The 19,248-nt window shown below is 60.9% G+C and carries 14 protein-coding genes; all 14 read right to left on the bottom strand.

Annotated features, from left to right (window positions below; genetic code table 11):
• Positions 1-210: 210 nt before the first annotated feature.
• On the bottom strand, positions 211-1,329 hold the full coding sequence (gene ftsZ / locus DLM86_RS14000; RefSeq protein ID WP_110840627.1) for a cell division protein FtsZ: 1,119 nt from the start codon (positions 1,327-1,329) through the stop codon (positions 211-213).
• Between the two features lie 87 nt (positions 1,330-1,416).
• Entirely contained in the window at positions 1,417-2,661 is a 1,245-nt protein-coding gene (gene ftsA / locus DLM86_RS14005; protein ID WP_110840628.1) for a cell division protein FtsA, read from the bottom strand.
• 289 nt (positions 2,662-2,950) lie between these two features.
• Positions 2,951-3,796 carry a cell division protein FtsQ/DivIB gene (locus tag DLM86_RS14010; protein ID WP_110840629.1) on the bottom strand — a complete coding sequence of 282 codons (846 nt, stop codon included), beginning with the start codon at positions 3,794-3,796 and terminating at the stop codon, positions 2,951-2,953.
• A gap of 96 nt (positions 3,797-3,892) precedes the next feature.
• Positions 3,893-5,170 (bottom strand): UDP-N-acetylglucosamine 1-carboxyvinyltransferase, encoded by a 1,278-nt coding sequence (murA, locus tag DLM86_RS14015; RefSeq protein WP_110840630.1) that lies wholly within the window; start codon positions 5,168-5,170, stop codon positions 3,893-3,895.
• Between the two features lie 53 nt (positions 5,171-5,223).
• A complete protein-coding gene (murB, locus tag DLM86_RS14020) occupies positions 5,224-6,165 on the bottom strand; it encodes a UDP-N-acetylmuramate dehydrogenase (protein ID WP_110840631.1) in 942 nt (313 codons plus the stop codon).
• A 260-nt stretch (positions 6,166-6,425) separates the two neighbouring features.
• Entirely contained in the window at positions 6,426-7,493 is a 1,068-nt protein-coding gene (locus DLM86_RS14025; protein WP_110840632.1) for an undecaprenyldiphospho-muramoylpentapeptide beta-N-acetylglucosaminyltransferase, read from the bottom strand.
• Between the two features lie 5 nt (positions 7,494-7,498).
• Entirely contained in the window at positions 7,499-8,596 is a 1,098-nt protein-coding gene (gene spoVE / locus DLM86_RS14030) for a stage V sporulation protein E (RefSeq protein ID WP_110840633.1), read from the bottom strand.
• A gap of 468 nt (positions 8,597-9,064) precedes the next feature.
• Positions 9,065-10,489, bottom strand: coding sequence for a UDP-N-acetylmuramoyl-L-alanine--D-glutamate ligase (murD, locus tag DLM86_RS14035; protein ID WP_110840634.1), 1,425 nt, complete (start codon positions 10,487-10,489; stop codon positions 9,065-9,067).
• 18 nt (positions 10,490-10,507) lie between these two features.
• Positions 10,508-11,464, bottom strand: a complete 957-nt coding sequence (gene mraY / locus DLM86_RS14040) for a phospho-N-acetylmuramoyl-pentapeptide-transferase (protein WP_110840635.1) — start codon at positions 11,462-11,464, stop codon at positions 10,508-10,510.
• Between the two features lie 22 nt (positions 11,465-11,486).
• A complete protein-coding gene (locus DLM86_RS14045; protein ID WP_211326526.1) occupies positions 11,487-12,887 on the bottom strand; it encodes a UDP-N-acetylmuramoyl-tripeptide--D-alanyl-D-alanine ligase in 1,401 nt (466 codons plus the stop codon).
• Positions 12,884-14,371, bottom strand: coding sequence for a UDP-N-acetylmuramoyl-L-alanyl-D-glutamate--2,6-diaminopimelate ligase (locus tag DLM86_RS14050; protein ID WP_110840718.1), 1,488 nt, complete (start codon positions 14,369-14,371; stop codon positions 12,884-12,886). The genes DLM86_RS14045 and DLM86_RS14050 overlap by 4 nt, the downstream gene beginning before the upstream one ends.
• Before the next feature lie 79 nt (positions 14,372-14,450).
• Positions 14,451-16,379 carry a stage V sporulation protein D gene (locus tag DLM86_RS14055; RefSeq protein WP_110840636.1) on the bottom strand — a complete coding sequence of 643 codons (1,929 nt, stop codon included), beginning with the start codon at positions 16,377-16,379 and terminating at the stop codon, positions 14,451-14,453.
• Between the two features lie 129 nt (positions 16,380-16,508).
• Positions 16,509-18,803: a penicillin-binding transpeptidase domain-containing protein gene (locus DLM86_RS14060; RefSeq protein ID WP_110840637.1), complete on the bottom strand. Its 2,295-nt coding sequence runs from the start codon at positions 18,801-18,803 to the stop codon at positions 16,509-16,511.
• Positions 18,804-18,821: 18 nt separating this feature from the next.
• Positions 18,822-19,229, bottom strand: coding sequence for a cell division protein FtsL (gene ftsL, locus DLM86_RS14065; RefSeq protein ID WP_110840638.1), 408 nt, complete (start codon positions 19,227-19,229; stop codon positions 18,822-18,824).
• Positions 19,230-19,248: the final 19 nt, after the last annotated feature.

Raw genomic sequence — 19,248 nt, forward strand, 5'->3', positions numbered from 1 at the left:
AGCGCGGCCGGCGGCGATTCCCGCTTGCGGATTGTCGGCGATTTTCGTCAGATGGACTCGAACGAGAGGCGAACGGCGCAAGAAAAAAGAGCGGTTCCCCGCTCTTTCTTTGAAATCGCGCCCCGTTCGACGGACGACACGTTCAAAAAAAATGCGGTGAACCACTCTTTGCGCGTTATGCTGCGCGACTCGCGCCGGAACCCGTGCGGATTAGCGGCCGGTCGGATTGTTTTTGCCGCGATTGCGCAAAAACGTCGGGATGTCGAGCTGGTCGCCGGAAGGCTGGCTTCCGAACGGACGCAGGCCGGACGGCTTGTCGACGGACTCCGCCCCGCCGATTCCCGGAGCGCGACGCTGCGGCTGGACCGGGGCTGGCTTGTGCTCGAAGCCGGTGGCGATAACCGTTACGACGATTTCGTCGGTCAGCTTCTCGTCGATGCCCGCGCCGAAAATCATGTTCACTTCCGGATCCGAGGCGGAAGCGACGATGTCGGCCGCTTCGTTCACTTCGTACAGGCTCAAGTTGACGCCGCCGGTGATGTTCATCAATACGCCGCGCGCGCCGTCGATCGACGTTTCGAGCAGCGGGCTCATGATCGCCTTTTTGGCCGCTTCGGCCGCGCGATTCTCGCCCGTCGCCACACCGATCCCCATCAGCGCGGATCCGCGCTCGGTCATGATCGTCTTCACATCGGCGAAGTCGAGGTTGATGAGTCCTGGTACCGCGATCAGGTCGGAAATCCCTTTGACGCCTTGGTGAAGGACATTGTCCGCTTGGCGGAAAGCTTCGAGCATCGGCGTTTTCTTATCGATGATCTCGAGCAGCCGGTCGTTCGGAATGACGATCAGCGTATCCACTTTTTCTTTGAATGCCATAATGCCTTGCTCGGCTTGTGCGGCCCGCTTCCGGCCTTCGAACGTGAACGGCCGCGTAACAACGCCTACGGTCAGCGCGCCGCACTCCTTCGCGATCTCCGCGATGACCGGAGCCGCGCCCGTACCCGTACCGCCGCCCATGCCCGCCGTGACGAACACCATATCGGCGCCGCGTAGCGCGTTGACGATCGTTTCGCGCGACTCTTCCGCCGCTTTTTTGCCTACCTCGGGATTGGCCCCCGCACCCAAGCCGCGGGTCAGCTTTTCGCCCAGTTGAAGCTTCGTTTCCGACTTGGCCGTTTGGAGCGCTTGCGCGTCCGTATTCGCGGTAATGAATTCGACGCCCTTCAGGCCGAATTCGATCATTCGATTCACTGCGTTGCTTCCGCCGCCGCCGACGCCGATGACTTTAATTCGCGCCAACGATTCGTTTTCCAGATCGATTTCAAACATACAAATAATATCCTCCCTCAATTGCTTGTGTTCGTTGCCGCGAGAGCTCGGGGCTTTGCACAGCAAAGCCGGCTTCGAAAGCGCAATCTAAATGAATTCGCTCAAATAATTTTTGATCCGTTCGAACAGTCCGGGTTTGTTTTCCTTCGAGGCCGATTTCTTGCTCGCCGCCGGAAGCTTTTTGACGGTCGTGCTCGTCCGTTGACGGGCGAACTTGGAGACGTAGTGGATGATGCCGACGCCGCTCGTATAGGCCGGGTCGCGTACGCCGACGAAGTCGGGAACGGCCATCCGGACCGAATTCTCGAGCTCGGCTTGCGCGATCTCGAGCATCCCCGGCATCGACACGGCGCCGCCGGTCAGCACGTAGCCGCCGGCCGCTTCGGCGTACCCGAGACGGGCCGCTTCCGCGCGGATGAGCTGGAAAATCTCCTGAACCCTCGGCTCGATAATATGGGCCAAATCGATCTGGGAAAATTCCTTGTCGACGTTGCTTCCGATCCGGTTCACCTTGAACACTTGATCGGCGGCCGCGTCCTCGACGACGGCGCAGCCGAACTTCAGCTTGATCTTCTCCGCGATGTCGAGCTGCGTACGGAGACCGATCGAAATATCGTTCGTAATGTATTCGCCGCCGATCGGCAGCGTGGACGTTGCGGTCAAGCTGCCTTCCTCGAACACGGCGAGCGTAATCGCGCCGGCGCCGATATCGACGAGCACCGTTCCGACCGTCTTCTCGTCCTTCGACAGGCAAAGCTGGCCCGCGGCCAGCGACATGAGCACGACGCCGGACACGCGCAAGCCCGATTTCTCGACACAGCGCAGCAAATTATGTATGGACGTCTTCGTGCCGGTAATGATCGTCGCTTCCACTTCGAGGCGGACGCCGATCATCCCTCTCGGGTCCTGGATGCCCTCGAGACCGTCGACGACGTACTGCTTCGGCACGACGCCGATAATTTCCCGCTCCGGCGGCAGGGCGATCACTTTCGCGGCCTGCAGGACGCGCTCGATGTCCTCCTCGCCGATTTCCCGATCCTCGTTCGATACGGCCACGACGCCGTGGCTCGATTGCAACGCGATATGATTACCGGCTATGCCGACGTATACTTCCGCAATTTGAATGCCTACCATCCGCTCGGCATGATCGATCGCACTCCGGATCGACTGCACGGTCTGATCGATGTCTACGATGGCTCCCTTACGAATCCCTTCGGAATCGGCGGAGCCGACCCCGACTATATGAATGGCGCCGTTGTTCAATTCGCCGATAATCGCTCGCACTTTGGACGTACCGATGTCCAGACTCACAATGATGTCATTGCTGCTCAACCCGTGGCACCTCCCGCATTTCGTTTCAAATTGGCAGTCTTGCGAAAAACACTTCTGTACTTATTCCACACGGCTCGGGGTTTCCCTCTTTTTTCAACAATTTTTTATGTTTTTTTAACGGCATCAAATATTACCAATTTCGCATCGGCCGCTCCATAAGCTCGCACGACCCCATAATTACGATTCTACCATTTTTTAATAGGGTTGAGTAGTCTATTTTTAAGGGGCCGTAAACGGCGGCGAAACGAAAAAGAGGCGATGAAGTCGCCCCTTTTGCATAACATTCGGATCAGTTCGCGTTTTTTTGGGTATCTTTGGCGTCCGTTTTCGTGCCGTCGGTTTTCGAGCCGTTCGATTTGGAGTCCGATCCGTTCGGCACGTTTTTCTTCGGGTCGTAATACATCTCGAACGGAATGAACGTATTCGCCTCCAGCAATTCGAGAACGCCGGAATCGACCTTTTGCTCGTCCATCATCTGCATCATTTCTTCCAGGTATTTGATTTTATCCGGCAAATACTTGACCGTCGTATACACTTCGAACTGGGAACGCGTATACATTTTGATTTTATCCTCGTACACGTTCGTCGGCGACGGCTTGATCTCCGATATTTCCGCGAGCAGGTTGTCCGGGATGCGACGGAGCGCCTCACACAGCTGCGTCTTCCACGGATCGTCGTCGCGCCAGCCGGACAAGATGGGCTTGTCCGTAACAAGACTCGCGTCTTTGGCCGGGATGGCCAGCCCGTTGGCGAGCAGCAGCTCCCTTCCGCCCGACGCGTTCACTTGGAAGGCGACTTGAGGGTATTCGCTCACCTCGATCTTGAGCAGCCCGGGAAACTTTTTGCGGACGATTACGCCCTCGACGGCCGGCAGCTGCCGGATCCGTTCTTCCACGGAGGCCGAACGGAAGCCGAAAAAATTGTCCCCGACGACGACGCCCGACGCTTGTCCGATCTCCTCCGGCGCAAGCGCCGACTGGCCCGTAATTTCGATCCGCGCGATTTCGCTCAGGGACGAGCGGAAGAACAAGACGGCAAGCAGCGTTATGAAAAGGAGCAGCAAGAAGAAAAGCAGCTTGCGGCTGCTGCGGCTTCTCTTTTTCTCTTCCCGGAGCACGGGCATTCTTTCCTGCAAAGCGACTACCTCCGATCGTAAAACGGGACGAACACAAAACGCCCTTCATCCCCTTCCGGTTCGAGAAGGGGACCTGCAGGCGATTATGAGATTGTGTCACGGAACTTTCAGTTGTCGCGCATGGCTGAATCGTTCGATCCGCGCCCCGAGCCTCGCGAACATCCGCTCGATCCGGTCGTAGCCGCGGTCGATATGGTGAATCTGCTCCACGACCGTCGTACCGGCGGCGGCCAGACCCGCGATGACGAGCGCGGCGCCCGCGCGCAGATCGGTCGCTTCGACCGTCGCGCCGTACAGCCGTGGAACGCCCCGTACGAAGGCGCTGTTGAAGCCGACGCGGATGTCGGCACCCATGCGGCACAGTTCGTCGACGTGCTTGAACCGCCCTTCGAACACCGTCTCCTTGATGACGCTCACGCCGTCGGCGAGCGACAGCAGCACCATCATCTGGGCTTGCAGATCGGTCGGGAACGACGGGTGCGGCGAGGTGACGATCCGTTCGACGGCTCTCGGCCGCGTCGGACAGCTCACCTGTATTATATCATCGTCGACGGCGATTTGAACACCCGCCCGCTTCAAGGCGTGGATGACGGAAGTGAGATGGGCCGGACAGACGTTTTCCAAAGTCACGTCGCCTTTCGTCGCGGCCGCGGCCACCATGACCGTGCCCGCCACGATCCGATCCGGGATGATGCGGTAGGCGCGCGGCGCCAGACGGGAGACCCCCTCGATCGTAATCGTATCGGTACCCGCGCCGATCATCTTCGCGCCCATCGCGTTCAAGAAGTTTTGCAAATCTTGAATTTCCGGCTCGCGCGCCGCGTTCGATATCGTCGTGACGCCTTCCGCGAGCGCCGCGGCCATCATGATGTTTTCCGTCGCCCCGACGCTCGGGAAATCGAGCGTAATGTCCGCCCCGACAAGCTTGTCGGCGCGGCACGAAATCGTGTTGCCCGACTCGTGGATCGTCGCTCCGAGCGCCTGAAGTCCTTTCAAATGCAAATCGATCTTGCGTTCCCCGATCGCGCAGCCCCCGGGCTGATACACCTGCACATGCCCGAAGCGGGCGAGCAGCGGTCCCATCAGGAAAATGGACGACCGCATCTGGCGCATCAGCTCCTCGGGAATATGAGACGAATGGGCCGACGACGTTTCCAGCGACACGACGTCGTCCTTCAGCTCCGCCTTGCAGCCGAGCGCGCGCAAAATGTGCAGCATGACGTGAATATCGAGCAGATCCGGCACGTTCCCGATCCGATGAACGCCTTCGACCATCGTGCTTGCCGCCAATATCGGCAGCGCGGCGTTTTTGGCGCCGTGAATCCGGACAGTGCCGGACAAGGGTTTCCCGCCTTCGATAACCAGCTTCTCCAATGTAATACCCTCCCGAAAGCCTGCATGGCGCCGGGAACCGGAGCGTTCGCCGTTTACCGTTCGCCTACGACCAGCACCTCGGGCACGAGCGAGACGCCGAACTTGTCGGATACGGTGCCGCGAATATGATCCATCAATCGCAACACGTCCTCGGCCGTCGCGCCTCCGGTGTTGATGATGAAATTGGCGTGCTGCGGCGACACTTCCGCACCGCCGACCCGGTATCCTTTCAAGCCGGCTTCCTCGATCAGCTTCGCCGCGTGGTGACCGTCCGGGTTGCGGAACGTGCTGCCGGCGCACGGCAGCTGAAGCGGCTGCGTTTTGAGACGTCGGTCTTTGTACGACGCCATCGCGGCGGCGATTTCTTTGCGGTCGCCGCGCTTCAGCTGGAGCACGGCTTCCGTTACGATGCCGGGCCGCTCGTGAAGCAGCGAGTGCCGGTAAGCGAACTTCATTTCGTCGTTGCTCAGGCGTACCGTTTCTCCGGTTTCCAGCACAATTTCGGCTTCTTTGAGAATACGTGACATATCCGAACCGTGAGCCCCCGCGTTCATGTAGACGGCTCCCCCGACCGTGCCGGGTATGCCCGAGGCGAACTCGAGACCGGTCAACCCTTCTTTGCCGGCCCTGACGGAGAGCGGAATAAGCGAAACCGCCGCTCCGGCCGTCACGACGTCGCCGTCGAATTCGACTTTGTCGAGCTCTCTGCCGAGCTTGCCGCCGGATCCCCGGGCGCCTTTGTCGGAAAGCAGCAGTACGACGCCGCGGATGCCTCCGTCGGACACGAGCATGTTGGAGCCGCGCCCGATCGTCGTAAACGGCGTGCCGTGACGATGCAGCAGACGGACCGTCTCCGCGAGCTTCGCCTTTCCGCTCGGAACGACGAGGACGTCCGCGGGTCCGCCGATTTTCCACGTCGTGTACTCGGCGAGCGGTTCGTCGAGAAGAACGTCGCCGACTTCGGCGGCCTGCAAATCTTGAATGAGCTGACGCATGGGGAAGCAACCTCCTTCACGAAACATCGGGGACTGGATGACCGGACGCCGCAGGCGCCTGCAGACGCGATCGACGTCCGGAAAGTCCGAACACTTGAGAAAAACGGCCATTTTTCCGCATGGTGCAGGAGCGGTATCCCGGTGTCTGTCACGGTTATAGTGTATAGTATGTTAGCCGCCCCGATGTGTGACAAACGCCTATACGGACAGCCTCTCCCGCCTATCGATGCGGCGGCGGGCCCCTTGTGCCGGCAGCGGTTTCAGCGCCGGGCCGAACGTTCGATCAGCCCGACGATGCGGGCGATGCTGTCTTGATTCGAATGGCTCTTCATCCGCTCCACGTAGCGGTCGCGTTCGTCGTACAGCCGGAAGACGGCTTCCGCGAGCGTACCCGCGGTCATCCGTTCCTCCTCCAGCACTTCGCCGTACCCTTGGGAGCGGAACGACTCCGCGTTCAAAATTTGGTCGCCGCGCGATGCGTTCCTCGATAGCGGGACGAGCAGCATCGGCTTGCGCAGCGACAAAAACTCGAAAATCGACGTCGAGCCCGAACGGGAGACGACGACGTCCGCCATCGCGAGCAAATCGGGCAGCCCGCCCGTCACGTACTCGAACTGGCGGTAGCCGCGCTTACCGTCGAACGCCGGGTCGAGATTGCCTTTGCCGCAAATGTGCGCGATCTGGAACTTTTCGAGCAGCCGGTCCAATCCGCCGCGCAGCGCTTCATTGATCGCGCGCGAGCCGAGACTGCCGCCCATGACGAACAGGATCGGCTTCTGCCGATGGAAATCGCAGACGGCCAGTCCTTTCAGCGCGTTGCCGCGAAGCACTTCGTCGCGGATCGGCAGTCCGGTCCATTCCGCCTTGCCGCCGGCCAGATGGCGGATCGTCTCCGGGAACGTGACGCACACCTTCGTCGCGAACGGGATCGACAGCTTGTTCGCCAGCCCCGGGGTCATGTCCGATTCGTGGATCAGAACCGGAATCCGGTTCATCCAAGCCGCGACGACGACCGGAACGGACACGAAGCCGCCTTTGGAAAAGACGGCGTCCGGCTTCAGCTTGCGGATGATCCGGTAGGCGTCGTAGACGCCCTTCAACACTTTGAACGGATCTTTGAAGTTTTTCAAATCGAAATAACGGCGAAGCTTGCCCGAGGAAATGGCGTGGAACGGAATGCCCGTCTCCCCGATGATCGATTTCTCGATGCCGTCCGCCGAGCCGATGTAGTCGACGGTCCAGCCTCGCTCCTTCAATCTGGCGATCAACGCCAGGTTGGGGGTTACGTGCCCCGCCGATCCGCCGCCGGTGAAGACGATCGATTTCAATGGGCTCACCTCGCATAGCGGGAAATGTTCAACAAGACGCCGATGGCCGTCAGCATGAGCGTCAACGACGAGCCGCCCGCGCTGATGAGCGGAAGCGTAATGCCGGTGACGGGGAACATGCCGATGACGACCCCGATATTGATGATGACCTGTACGGCGATCATGCCGACGATGCCGACCGCCAGCAGGCTGCCGAACGAGTCGGGAGCGGTGATCGCCGTCCGCATCCCTCTCCAGACGAGCAGGGCGAACAGCAGCAGGACGGTGGCCCCGCCGATAAAGCCGAGCTCCTCGGCGATGATGGAGAAAATAAAGTCCGTTTGCGGCTCCGGCAAGTAGCTGTACTTTTGCCGGCTCATGCCGAGGCCGAGACCGGCCAAGCCTCCGGGGCCGATCGCGTACAGCGATTGGATCGACTGGTAGCCCGCGCCGAGCGGATCCTGCCACGGGTCGAGAAAGGCGGTAATCCGCTTAAGCCGGTAAGGCGCCGCCGCGATCAGGCCGACGAAGCCGGCTACGCCGACGAGCGCCAAATAGCCCAGATGGGTCATCCGCGCGCCGGCCGTGAAAATGATCAGGAGCGACGCGCCGACGAGCACGGCGCCGGTCCCGAGGTCGGGCTGAAGCATGATCATGCCGAACGCCAGCCCCATGATGCCGAGCGGCGGCAGCAGGCCGGTCGTGAACCGGGTGATGCCCGATTGCTCCTCGGACAGCAGCTTCGACAAAAAGACGATCATGCCGAGCTTCATGAACTCGGACGGCTGAATGCCGAGCGAGCCGATGCCGAGCCAGCTGCGCGCCCCGCCGCGCACGACCCCGATGCCGGGGATGAGCACGATGACGAGCAGCGCGAAGCAGACGATCAAGCCGACCTTGGCGTACTTTTTCCATACCCAATAGTCGACGTTCATCGTCACGAACATGGCGGCTACGCCGAGCACGGCGAAGATGAGCTGCCGTTTCAAATAATAAAAGTAATCGCCGTAGTCGTGGAAAGCGAGCACGGCGCTGGCGCTGTATACCATCACAACGCCGATCGTCAGCAATAGCAGGGTGGAGACGAGAATCCACGGATCGGGTGAAGAACGCATTTTCGACATCGCCGCATACCTCCATAGACGGGGGCGGTCGGCAGAGAGCGCTTAAAGGGTTGGACGGCGCCGTTCCGATGGGCGTCGCGTTTCCGAGCCTCGAAGCTTGAACCTTCGCAAGCGTTTTTTTCTCTACGACCTTCCCCACTCTAGGGCTTGTTTGCAGCGACGCCGCGGCCGGAGGCGACGATTCGGGAATCGGTTCGCCATCTCTTGCGGGGGAAACATGAATCGGATCCCGAAACGCCGAAGGAGCGAACGGACACGACGGAAAGCTTGCGACCCGTCTTTGAAATCGCGTTCTTCCCTGCTTTTGCTCATTCAAGAGAACGCGATTTCAACCGAGGGTGGAGTGTGTCCGTCGCTCCTGACTTCACCGCTTCATCCGATTCCCATGTTTCGTCCCGCAGGCGTTCCGCGAAGCGTTATCCCGATTGATCCGCGCTTCCGGCCGCAGCTGATGTAAACAAGCCCTTTCTACAACTTATGCGCCGACTCCTTAAACATGCGTCCCCGAACCTCGAACGATTCGAACATATCCCAGCTCGCGCAAGCCGGCGACAGCAGCACGACGTCGCCGGGCTCGGCGAAGCTCTTGGCCGCACGGACCGCCTGATCGAGCGCATCGGCCGCATCCTTAGCAGTATCGACCGTTTTCACCGCGCTAATCCCCGCTTCGGCCGCGAGCGCCGCGAATTTGCCGCGCGTCTCGCCGAGGGCGACGACCGCTTTTACGTTTCGGCGGAAATAGGGCAGCAAATCGCGAAAGTCCGCGCCGCGCTCCAAACCGCCCGCAATCAGCACGATCGGCTGCTCGAACGTCTCGATCGCATTGATCGTGGCGAGCGAATTCGTCGCCTTCGAATTGTTGTAATACGTCACGCCGTCGCGCTCCAGCACGAGCTCGAGCCGATGCTCCACGCCGCGGAAGTCGCGCAGCGCCTTGCGGACCGACTCGACGTCCGCGCCCGCGGACATCGCGATGGCGATCGCCGCGAGCGCGTCCGCCGCGTTATGCTTGCCGGGGATGCCGAGCTGCTTGACGGGCAGCACGTCCACCGCCTCGCCGTCCGCTCCGCGGTACACGATGCGGTGCGCTTCCGTCAGCGGCTCCCCGGGAGACGCGAGCGGCGGCTCCACGTATACGCCGCGCGCAAGCCGCTCGCGCATCGAGAACGGGACGAGCTGCGCCCGCACCGTGCCGGCGATGCGTCGGCATTCGGCGTCGTCCCAATTGAGCACGGCGACGTCGTCCGGCTGCTGGGCCGCGAACAGCTTCGCCTTCGAAGCGATGTAGTCGTCCATCGTGCCGTGATAGTCGAGATGCGCTTCGCTAATATTGAGCAGGCAGGCGATGCGGGGGCGGAAATCGGACGTCCCCTTCAGCTGGAAGCTGCTCAGCTCGACGACCATCGTGTTGGCCGGCGTCGCCTCCTGAGCCGCTTCGCACAGCGCGCGGCCGATATTGCCGGCGATAATCGGCTGAAGCCCGGCTTCCTCGAGCATCAGACCGACCCACGTCGTCGTGGTCGTCTTGCCGTTGGAGCCGGTAATGCCGATAATCGGTGCGGCGCATATGTAATTCGCCACCTCGACCTCGGTGACGATTTCGATGCCTAGCCGTTCGGCTTCCCGGATCGGAGCGATCGAATACGGGATGCCCGGATTTTTGACGAGCAGCGCTACGCCGGGGTGAATGAGGGAGTCGGGATGTCCGCCGCAAACAACAGAAATACCCAGAGCCGTCAATTCGTCGGCCTCAGGGCATGCGGAACGGTCCTTCTTATCGTTGACGGTAACGGCGGCGCCGTGCTCGTGAAAGAGCTTCGCCACCGCGACGCCGCTTCGCGCGAGGCCGAGAATGACGACTTCGCGGCCCCGGTAACGCTCGGGATGGTTCATAAGTAAGCAATCCCACCTTTACAAGTTGAAAAGCGCGAGTCCCGCGCAGACGAGACCGGCGAACCAAAACGTAATGACAATGCGCCATTCCGACCAGCCGACCAGCTCGTAATGATGATGGATCGGACTCATCTTGAACACGCGTTTGCCTCGCGTCTTGAACGAGACGACCTGAATGACGACCGACAGCATTTCGATGACGAACACCGCGCCGACGACGAGGATGAGCAGCTCCGACTTCGTCAGCATGGCGACGGCCGCGAGACCGCCCCCGATGCCAAGCGAGCCGGTGTCGCCCATAAACACTTTCGCCGGATGGGCGTTGAAGACGAGAAAGCCGAGCACCGCGCCGACCATCGACGCCGAGAATATCGCCGTCTCCATCTCCGAATGCACCATCGCGATGATCGTGTAGGCGCCGAAGGCGATGGCGCTCGTGCCGGCCAGCAGGCCGTCGAGACCGTCCGTGAAGTTGACCGCGTTCGACATGCCGAGCATCATGATGACGACGAACGGCACGTACAGCCACCAGCCGATTTCCAGCGAATAGTCGGTGAACGGCACGGGAAGCTCCGTGCTGTGCCCGCTCCGATATAAAAGGTAACATACGACGCCGGAAAAAAACAACTGGCCGATCAGCTTCTGCCTGGCCGTCAGTCCGAGCGAACGCTTGAACAAAATTTTGATGTAGTCGTCCAAAAAGCCGATCAGCCCGTACCCGAGACAGGCGACGAGCAGGATGACGGCGTCGGCCGTTTTGTCGGAAAACCGCAAAAACGCGATCGACAGCGCAAGCAGGATGATCGTGCCGCCCATGGTGGGGGTTCCGGCTTTTTTCAGATGGCCTTGCGGACCGTCGGTACGTATTTGCTGGCCGAACTTGAGCCGCCGCAATATCGGGATGCAAATCGGTCCCAGTATAAGCGCGAGCAAAAAAGCGGCGCCCATCGTAAACAAGATCACTTTCAGTTCCATGACGGTCGGTTCCCCCTCCTCTCTACAGCTGTTCGGTCATGAAGCGCTGGACGACTTCCTCTAGTCTCATGCCGCGCGAGCCTTTCACCAGGACGACGTCGTCCGGCCCGGCCACCTTGGCGACCTCGCCCGCGAGCGATTGCTTGTCGTCGGGGAACCAGCGTACCCGGCTCCCGTCTTCGCCGTAAGCCGGCAATGCCGCTTCCGCGATATGCTTCGACAGCGGACCGTATGCGAAAACGTAATCGATCCGGTCGGGCGCAAGCAGCGCTCCGATCTCCCGGTGAAAGTCCGCTTCCCGGTCGCCGAGCTCCAGCATGTCGCCGAGCACGACGATTTTGCGCCGGAACCCTTCGAGCTCCTTCAGCAGCTCGATCGACGCCCGCGTGGACGACGGACTGGCGTTGTACGCGTCGTTCAATACGGTAAGACCGGACGGCGCCCGGAGCCGCTCGATCCGCATCCCCGTCGGCCGCATCGTCGCGAGCCCGCGCGCGATCGCCTCGTCGGCCATGCCGAAAAAGCGGCCGACGGCGACCGCCGCGAGCGCATTGACCACGTTGTGCCGTCCGGGCAGCGGGATGCGGTAAACCGGCTCTTTCTCCCCGTTGACCGTGAAGGTCGAGCCGTCCGCATCCATCGCGATGCCACTCGGCGTCAGGTCGTTGCCGGCGCCCGCGCCGAACCGGACCGCCCGCAGCGACTCCGGCTTCGGCGTCGACGGGAGCAGCGCCGCAAGCAGCGGCTCGTCGCCGTTGTAGGCGAACAGGCCGCCTTCCTCCAGGCCGATCAAAATTTCCAGCTTCGCCTTCGCAATCCCTTCCCGCGAGCCGAGACGCTCCATATGCGCCTCGCCGATCATCGTCACGACGGCCGCCTCGGGCTTGGCGATCCGGGTCAGCAGCTCGATCTCCCCGAAGCCGCGCATCCCCATCTCGAGCACGGCGAACTCCGTCCGTTCGTCCATCTGCAAAATCATAAGCGGAAGGCCGATGTCTCCGTTCAAATTGCCTTCCGTCTTGTGCACGTTATAGCGTTCGGCCAATACGGCCGCGATCATGTCCTTCGTCGTCGTCTTGCCGTTGCTTCCGGTCACGCCCACGATCCGGACCGGCAGCTGTCTCCGGTACGCCGCCGCCAGCCGCTGCATCGCCGCGAGCGAATCGTCGACGACGATCGCCGGCACCCCTTCCGGAGGAGCGCCGCGGTCCCGCTGCCACAGCGTGGCGGCGGCCCCTTTGCCGATCGCTTCCTTCGCGTAGTCGTGCCCGTCGAATTTCGCCCCGATAATCGGGACATACAAATTGCCGGCTTCAATCGTCCGGGTATCCTTGGAGACGCCGCGGACGACGATCGTCTCGTCTCCGCCTCGCGCTTCTCCCGATACCATGGCGACGATCTCGCCGTACGTCCGAATGATCACTTCGATCTACCCCTTATCGCTTCCTGGGCGACAAGCCGGTCGTCGAAATGAAGCTGGACGCCGCCCACGATCTGGTATGGTTCATGCCCCTTGCCCGCAATTAATACTACATCGTTCGGGCTTGCCATTTCAACCGCTTTATGAATCGCCTCGCGCCGGTCGACGATCAGCTCGTAGCGGTCCCGGCCGATGCCCTCCGCCGCGATTCCGGGCTCGATCTCGCCGAGAATCGCCTCCGGCGGCTCCGACCGCGGATTGTCCGACGTCGCGATCACGTAGTCGCTGTAGCGCGCGGCGATACGTCCCATGATCGGACGCTTCGTCCGGTCGCGCTCGCCGCCGCAGCCGAATACCGTAATGATCCGTCCTTCGCAAAATTCGCGGACGGTCGACAACGCGTTCTCCAAGCCGTCCGGCGTATGGGCGTAATCGACGACGACAAGAAAATCGGCGGAGCCTTCCACCGCCTCCATCCGCCCGGGCACGACGCCGACCCTCTCCAGACTATTCGCGATCGCCGCAAGTGGAATCCGCTCGACCAAAGTTGATGAAATGGCCCCGAGCGCGTTATAAACGTTGAATTTGCCGACGAGCTTCATCTTGACGTCGACCGACTCCCCGAAGGCGGTGACGGTAAATTGCGTCCCCTTCGCGGTCAGCCGGACGCCGGACGCCCGGACGTCCGCGCCGTCGCCGAGCCCGTACCGGATTACCTGCGCGCTCGTCTGCTTGGCGAAGTAGGCCGACGCGTCGTCGTCCGCATTGAGCACGGCATAGGAGGCGGCGTCCGGATCGTCGGCGAACTCGTTGCCGAGCCGCGAGAAGAACAGCCCTTTCGCCGCCCGGTACTGCTCCATCGTCTTATGGAAGTCGAGATGGTCCTGCGTCAAATTCGTGAACAGCGCGGTGCGGAACCGGCACCCCTTCACCCGGCCCAGCTCGAGCGCATGGCTCGACACCTCCATGACGGCGTAATCGGCTCCGGCGTCGCGCATCCTCCTCAAGTTCATCTGCAGGTCGATCGCTTCCTGCGTCGTCCGTTCCGTATCGTACCAGCGGTCGCCGATCTTCATGTTGATCGTGCCCATGAGACCCGTCCCGAACCCTCGGTCGCGCAAAATATGCTCGATGATCGCCGCCGTCGTCGTCTTGCCGTTCGTCCCGGTGACGCCGATCAGCTTCAGCTCCCGGCTCGGGTAGCCGTAAAAGCGGCAGGCGACGGCCGCCATCGCGTATCGCGCATCGCGGACGAACAGCTTCGGCAGGTCGACCGGCACGTCGCGCTCGACGACGAGCGCCGCGGCTCCCGCCTCCGCCGCTTTGGCGGCGAAATCGTGGCCGTCGCTGACCAAGCCGGGGACGCACAGAAACAAGTCCCCCGGCCGTACTTTGCGCGAATCGGCCTGAACGCCCGTGACGAGCGTCCCGGCGTCTCCCTCCAACCGGGAAGCGATGAATAGCGAAGACAGCTGTTCCAGCCGCATGGCCATGGCGATCCCTCCTGAACCGACTGTAATGTACGCTATGGTGTTACCAGTATAGACCAAACGACGGCGGGCGCAATCAGGAATCGGGATGTTTTCCCATATAAATGCGGATCGTCGACCCTTGCTCCACCCGTTCGCCCGCTTTCGGCGCCTGGCTGATCACTTCGTCCCCGGTCCCGAACTTCTCGAGCCGGAAATTCATGTTCATGTCTTCGTAAATGTCGCTGACCGAATGCCCGATCAAATCCGGCACTTCGACGACCTTCGTCTCGCCGTAGCGGTATTCCCGCTCGAGCTGGTCTTTGCGCGGCTCCACGCCCATGTAGCGAAGCGCGTCGCCCAAAATGTTTTTGACGATCGGAGCGGCGACGAGACCGCCGAACTGGATGCCGGCCGGATCGTCCACCGCGACGTAGACGACGATCTTCGGATCGTCCGCCGGCGCGAAGCCGATGAACGACACGATATGCTCGTCGGGCGAGTACCGGCCGTTGATGACTTTTTGCGCCGTACCCGTTTTGCCGCCGACGCGGTAGCCGTCCAGAAAGGCGGGGCGCCCCGTCCCCTTGGCGACGACGCTTTCGAGCGTCTCGCGCACCTGCTTCGACGTCGCCTCCGAGATGACTTGGCGGACGAGCTCCGGCTGAACGTCCTTCACCTTTTCGCCCGTATCCGGGTTGTACCACGCCTTCGCCACGTGCGGCTTGAACAGCTTCCCGCCGTTGATGGCGGCCGATACGGCCGTAATTTGCTGAATCGGCGTAACCGACACGCCTTGGCCGAACGCGGTCGTCGCCAGCTCCACCGGTCCGACGCGCGACGGCTTGAACAAAATGCCGTTCTCTTCACCGCCCAGATCGATCCCCGTCTTTTGGCCGAAGCCGAACCGGCGGATGTAATCGAACAAGCTTTCTTTGCCGAGCCGCTGTCCGAGGACGACGAAGCCCGGGTTGCACGAGTTTTGCACGACCTGCTCGAACGTCTGGCTGCCGTGTCCGCCCTTCTTCCAGCAGCGGAGCCGGGCGCCGCCGACTTCGATGAAGCCGGGATCGTAGAACGGCTCGTTTTTCAAATCGACCTTCTTCTCTTCGAGCGCGGCGGCGAGCGTAATGATTTTGAACGTCGATCCGGGCTCATACGTCATCCAGATCGGCAAGTTCCGGTTGTACACTTCGCTCGGATAGTCGCGGAAGTTCGTCGGGTCGTACGTCGGACGGGCCGACATCGCCAATATTTCGCCGGTGTTCGGATCCATCGCGATGGCGATCGCGTTTTTCGCCTGATGCTGCACCATCGCCTGGTCCAGCTCCCGCTCGAGATAGGACTGGATGTTTTTGTCGATCGTCAGCTGCAGGTTCAACCCGTCCTTCGGCGGCTCGTATCGCTCCGACGTGTTCGGCATCTCCCGGCCGGCGGCGTCGCTCAAATAGGAGATGCTGCCGGAAGTGCCGGTCAGCTCCTTGTTATAGGACGCTTCGACCCCGGTCAGCCCTTGGTTGTCGATGCCGGTGAAGCCGAGAATGTGGGAGGCGAACGAGCCGAACGGATAATACCGTTTGTTGTCCCCGGCGACGACGATACCCGGCAGACGGAGCTTGCTCACTTCCTCCGCCTTTTCCTCTGTCATTTTACGGCCGCCCGGCCGGATATAGACGCTCGATTCCCGTTTCGTAATCGTCTTGTAAATATCTTCCTCGTTCATCTGCAGCACGCGGGCCAGCTCCCTCGCGGTGGCGCGGGCGTCCTTGATTTGCGCCGGAATGGCCAGCACGGACGGCGAGCTGACGTTGTACGTCAGCCGAACGCCGCTCCGGTCCCATATTTCCCCGCGGTTGGCGGCGAACGGAATGTTGCGGCGCCACGAGTCCTCCGCCTTCCGCGCCAGATCGCTTCCGATCCACAGCTGGACGTAGGCGAGCCGGATCAAGAGCGCGGCGAACAAAATCCCGCTGCCGAGCAGCGCGGCGAACAATCGGCGTCGGACGGTTACGCTGGATACTTTCACTGGATATGCCCTCCTTCGGAAGCTTTCGCGGGAAAGCTTTGGCTATGACGATCGTAGGAACGTTTCATAGTCATAGCTATTCCGATTGGGGAGGGGTTAGAACAAGCTGTCCGGGTCGAGCCCGTCATGTTACGGCTTTTTGTCCGTCTTCGCTTTGCCGTTGTCGGTTTTGGACGTCGTCGACGACTGCGTCTTCGCGGCGCCCGTATCGGCTTTGCCGGCATTCCCGGCGGCGTTCGCGTTGGCCGCCGTCTTCGCCGCCTCCGCCTTCGCCTTCTCCAGCTCGTTCCACGGCACGAGCTGGAGCGCGACCGTCTGCGGCTCGCCGCCGGGAACGACGGCTTGGGACGCGACGTAGCCTTCCCCGTTCACCTGGCAGCTCACTTTCATGAACGAGCAGACGGCGAGCGCATCGCGGAGCGATTTGCCCTGCAGGTTCGGCAAATCCATGCCTTCCTTTTGTTCGGTCAACAAATAGATTCGTTGGTTCGGGCTGATTTCGGTACCTCCCGCCGGAAGTTGGGCGAGGACGGTTCCGCCTTTGCCGAGCACGTCGTACTTCAGCTTCGCGTCGCCGAGCGTTTTTTTCGCGTCGGCGACCGGCCTCGAGACGACGTCCGGAGCCGCCGTTTTTTTGTCGACGCCCGACAGCTCCTGCTTCACGGTCGCCGTCACGTTCAAGTACCGCAAGCTTTGCGACATGATTTCTTTGAAGATGACGGGCGCGACCAAGCCGCCGTTATGATAGTTGCCGTGCAATTCCGGCTCGTCGGCCAGCACGATCACGGCGATCCGAGGATCTTCCGCGGGCGCGTAGCCGGCGAACGTGATCACCCATTTCTCGGTCGAGTAGCTGCCGTCGATAACCTTTTGCGCGGTACCGGTTTTGCCCGCGATGCGGTATCCTTCGATGGCCGCGTTTTTCCCGGTGCCGTCCGGATCGACGATAACCTGCTCCAAATATTCGGTCACCTTGTGCGCCGTCGCTTCGCTGACGACCTGACGCACCTCCTTGGGCGCGAACGTCTCGATCGGTTCGTTCGTTTTCGGATCGAGCACCGCCTTGACGACGTGCGGCTGCATCATCCTCCCGCCGTTGGCGATCGCCGAATAGGCGGCGATTTGCTGAAGGGCGGTGACGGATACGCCGCCTTGCCCGTACGTGGCGGTCGCGTAATCGACCGGATACTGGAAGCGGATCAAGCCGGGAATTTCGCCGGGAATATCGATCCCCGTCCGTTCCCCGAACCCGAACTTGGCGATATACTGCTTCAGCCGCTCCGGCTTCAGCTTCTCGTAGCCGAGCTTGACGAACGCCACGTTACTGGAGCGCACGAGCCCTTTCAAATAGTTGATCGTGCCCCAGCCTTTCACGTTATGGTCGCTGAGCGTCCGGTCGTACACTTTGATCGAGCCCGACTTGAACGTATCGTTCGGATCGAATAGGCCTTCCTCGATCGTACCGGCCAGCGTGACGAGCTTGAACGTCGAGCCGGGCTCGTACTGCGAAGCGATGGCATGGTTTCTGAAGCTTTCCGGCTTCGCTTCCCAATATTTCGCCGGATTGAAGCTCGGCGCATTGGCCAAGCCGAGAATTTCGCCCGTCTTCGGATCCATCGCGATCGCCGTCATGCTCTTCGGCTTCCATTCCTCGTAGGCGCGGTCGAGCGCCGTCTCGAGATAAGACTGGATGTTGCGGTCGATCGTCAGCTGCAGCGTCTTGCCGTCCTCCGCCGGCTCGTAGCTCGCCTTCGCATCGGGCAGCTCGTAGCCCATCCGGTCTTTCTCGGTAATGATATGGCCCGGCTTCCCTTTCAGCAGCTCGTCGAACGACGATTCGAGCCCCATGACCGCCTTGCCGTTCTTGTCGAAGTAGCCGAGCACGTGAGCGGCCAGGCCGCCGGCCGGGTAATACCGCTTCTGCGATTCTTCGAGGTAGACGCCGTGCGTATACAGGTTGCTCTGGTTGTTGATCGGCTCGTCCAGCTTGAGCTCCTTCGCGATTTTGTCGGCAATCTCGGCGTCGATTTTCCACCCTTCGCTGCGCACTTCCACCCACGGCATGAGCGTCCCGTCGTCCCGCCGCTTCGTCACGAGCTCCATCAGCTCGGATTCGGGCTTGTTCAAAATCGAGGAGAGCGTCTTCACGATTTCGGAAGCGTTTTTGAGCGAATCGATGACTTTCGGATTGACGACAACCGTATAGGAAGGGCCGTCCTCGGCCAGCACCTGGTTGTGCCGGTCGACGATCGATCCGCGCACCGGCTGCAGCACTTTGTTGCGCTCCCACATCACTTGCGCCTGGCCGACGAGCCACGAGGCGTTAACGACTTGAACCCAATAGATTTTCCCGATGAGGACAATAAAAAATAGGGTGAACAATCCCCCTATCAAAATGGTGCGCAATTTAACTTTCTTGGTCATTTCCGCTTTCGACCCTTTCTACTCTTTTTTCATCGCGATCGACTCTCCGCCCGTTCCGGCTTTTTTGTCGGTCACCTGATTCAAGTCGTCGTTCGGCACGAGGCCGAGCTGTTTCGCTTGATCGAGCAGTCTTTTCGGATCTTGGTATTTCGTAATTTCGAGCTTCAGCTTGTTGTTTTCGATTTGCAGCGCTTTGATCTGGCTTTCGATCTTTTGCATTCTCGTGTTCATCTCGTAAATTTGCGCATACCGCCAAATGATGACGCCCGCGACGAGGACGCACACGATGACGGTGAACAAATACAGCAGCTTCTCCTGAACCGGAATCGACTTCCGTTTGACGACGACCTTCTTCTGTTCCTGCACTTTCGCTTTCTTGACGGGCTTCTGCTCGATCGCCAAGTTTCCGTTGATGTATGCCGACACTCGGGTGCATCCTCCTTCG

Source organism: Paenibacillus flagellatus (assembly GCF_003217775.1).
In the GTDB taxonomy this organism is placed as follows: domain Bacteria; phylum Bacillota; class Bacilli; order Paenibacillales; family NBRC-103111; genus Paenibacillus_AB; species Paenibacillus_AB flagellatus.

Excerpts from the sequence above, each read along its gene's own strand:
- murB (WP_110840631.1), bottom strand. The coding sequence starts at position 6,165 with ATGCGTCAGCTCATTCAAGATTTGCAGGCCGCCGAAGTCGGCGACGTT.
- ftsZ (WP_110840627.1), bottom strand. The coding sequence starts at position 1,329 with ATGTTTGAAATCGATCTGGAAAACGAATCGTTGGCGCGAATTAAAGTC.
- spoVE (WP_110840633.1), bottom strand. The coding sequence starts at position 8,596 with ATGTCGAAAATGCGTTCTTCACCCGATCCGTGGATTCTCGTCTCCACC.
- mraY (WP_110840635.1), bottom strand. The coding sequence starts at position 11,464 with ATGGAACTGAAAGTGATCTTGTTTACGATGGGCGCCGCTTTTTTGCTC.
- murD (WP_110840634.1), bottom strand. The coding sequence starts at position 10,489 with ATGAACCATCCCGAGCGTTACCGGGGCCGCGAAGTCGTCATTCTCGGC.
- DLM86_RS14060 (WP_110840637.1), bottom strand. The coding sequence starts at position 18,803 with ATGACCAAGAAAGTTAAATTGCGCACCATTTTGATAGGGGGATTGTTC.
- DLM86_RS14050 (WP_110840718.1), bottom strand. The coding sequence starts at position 14,371 with ATGCGGCTGGAACAGCTGTCTTCGCTATTCATCGCTTCCCGGTTGGAG.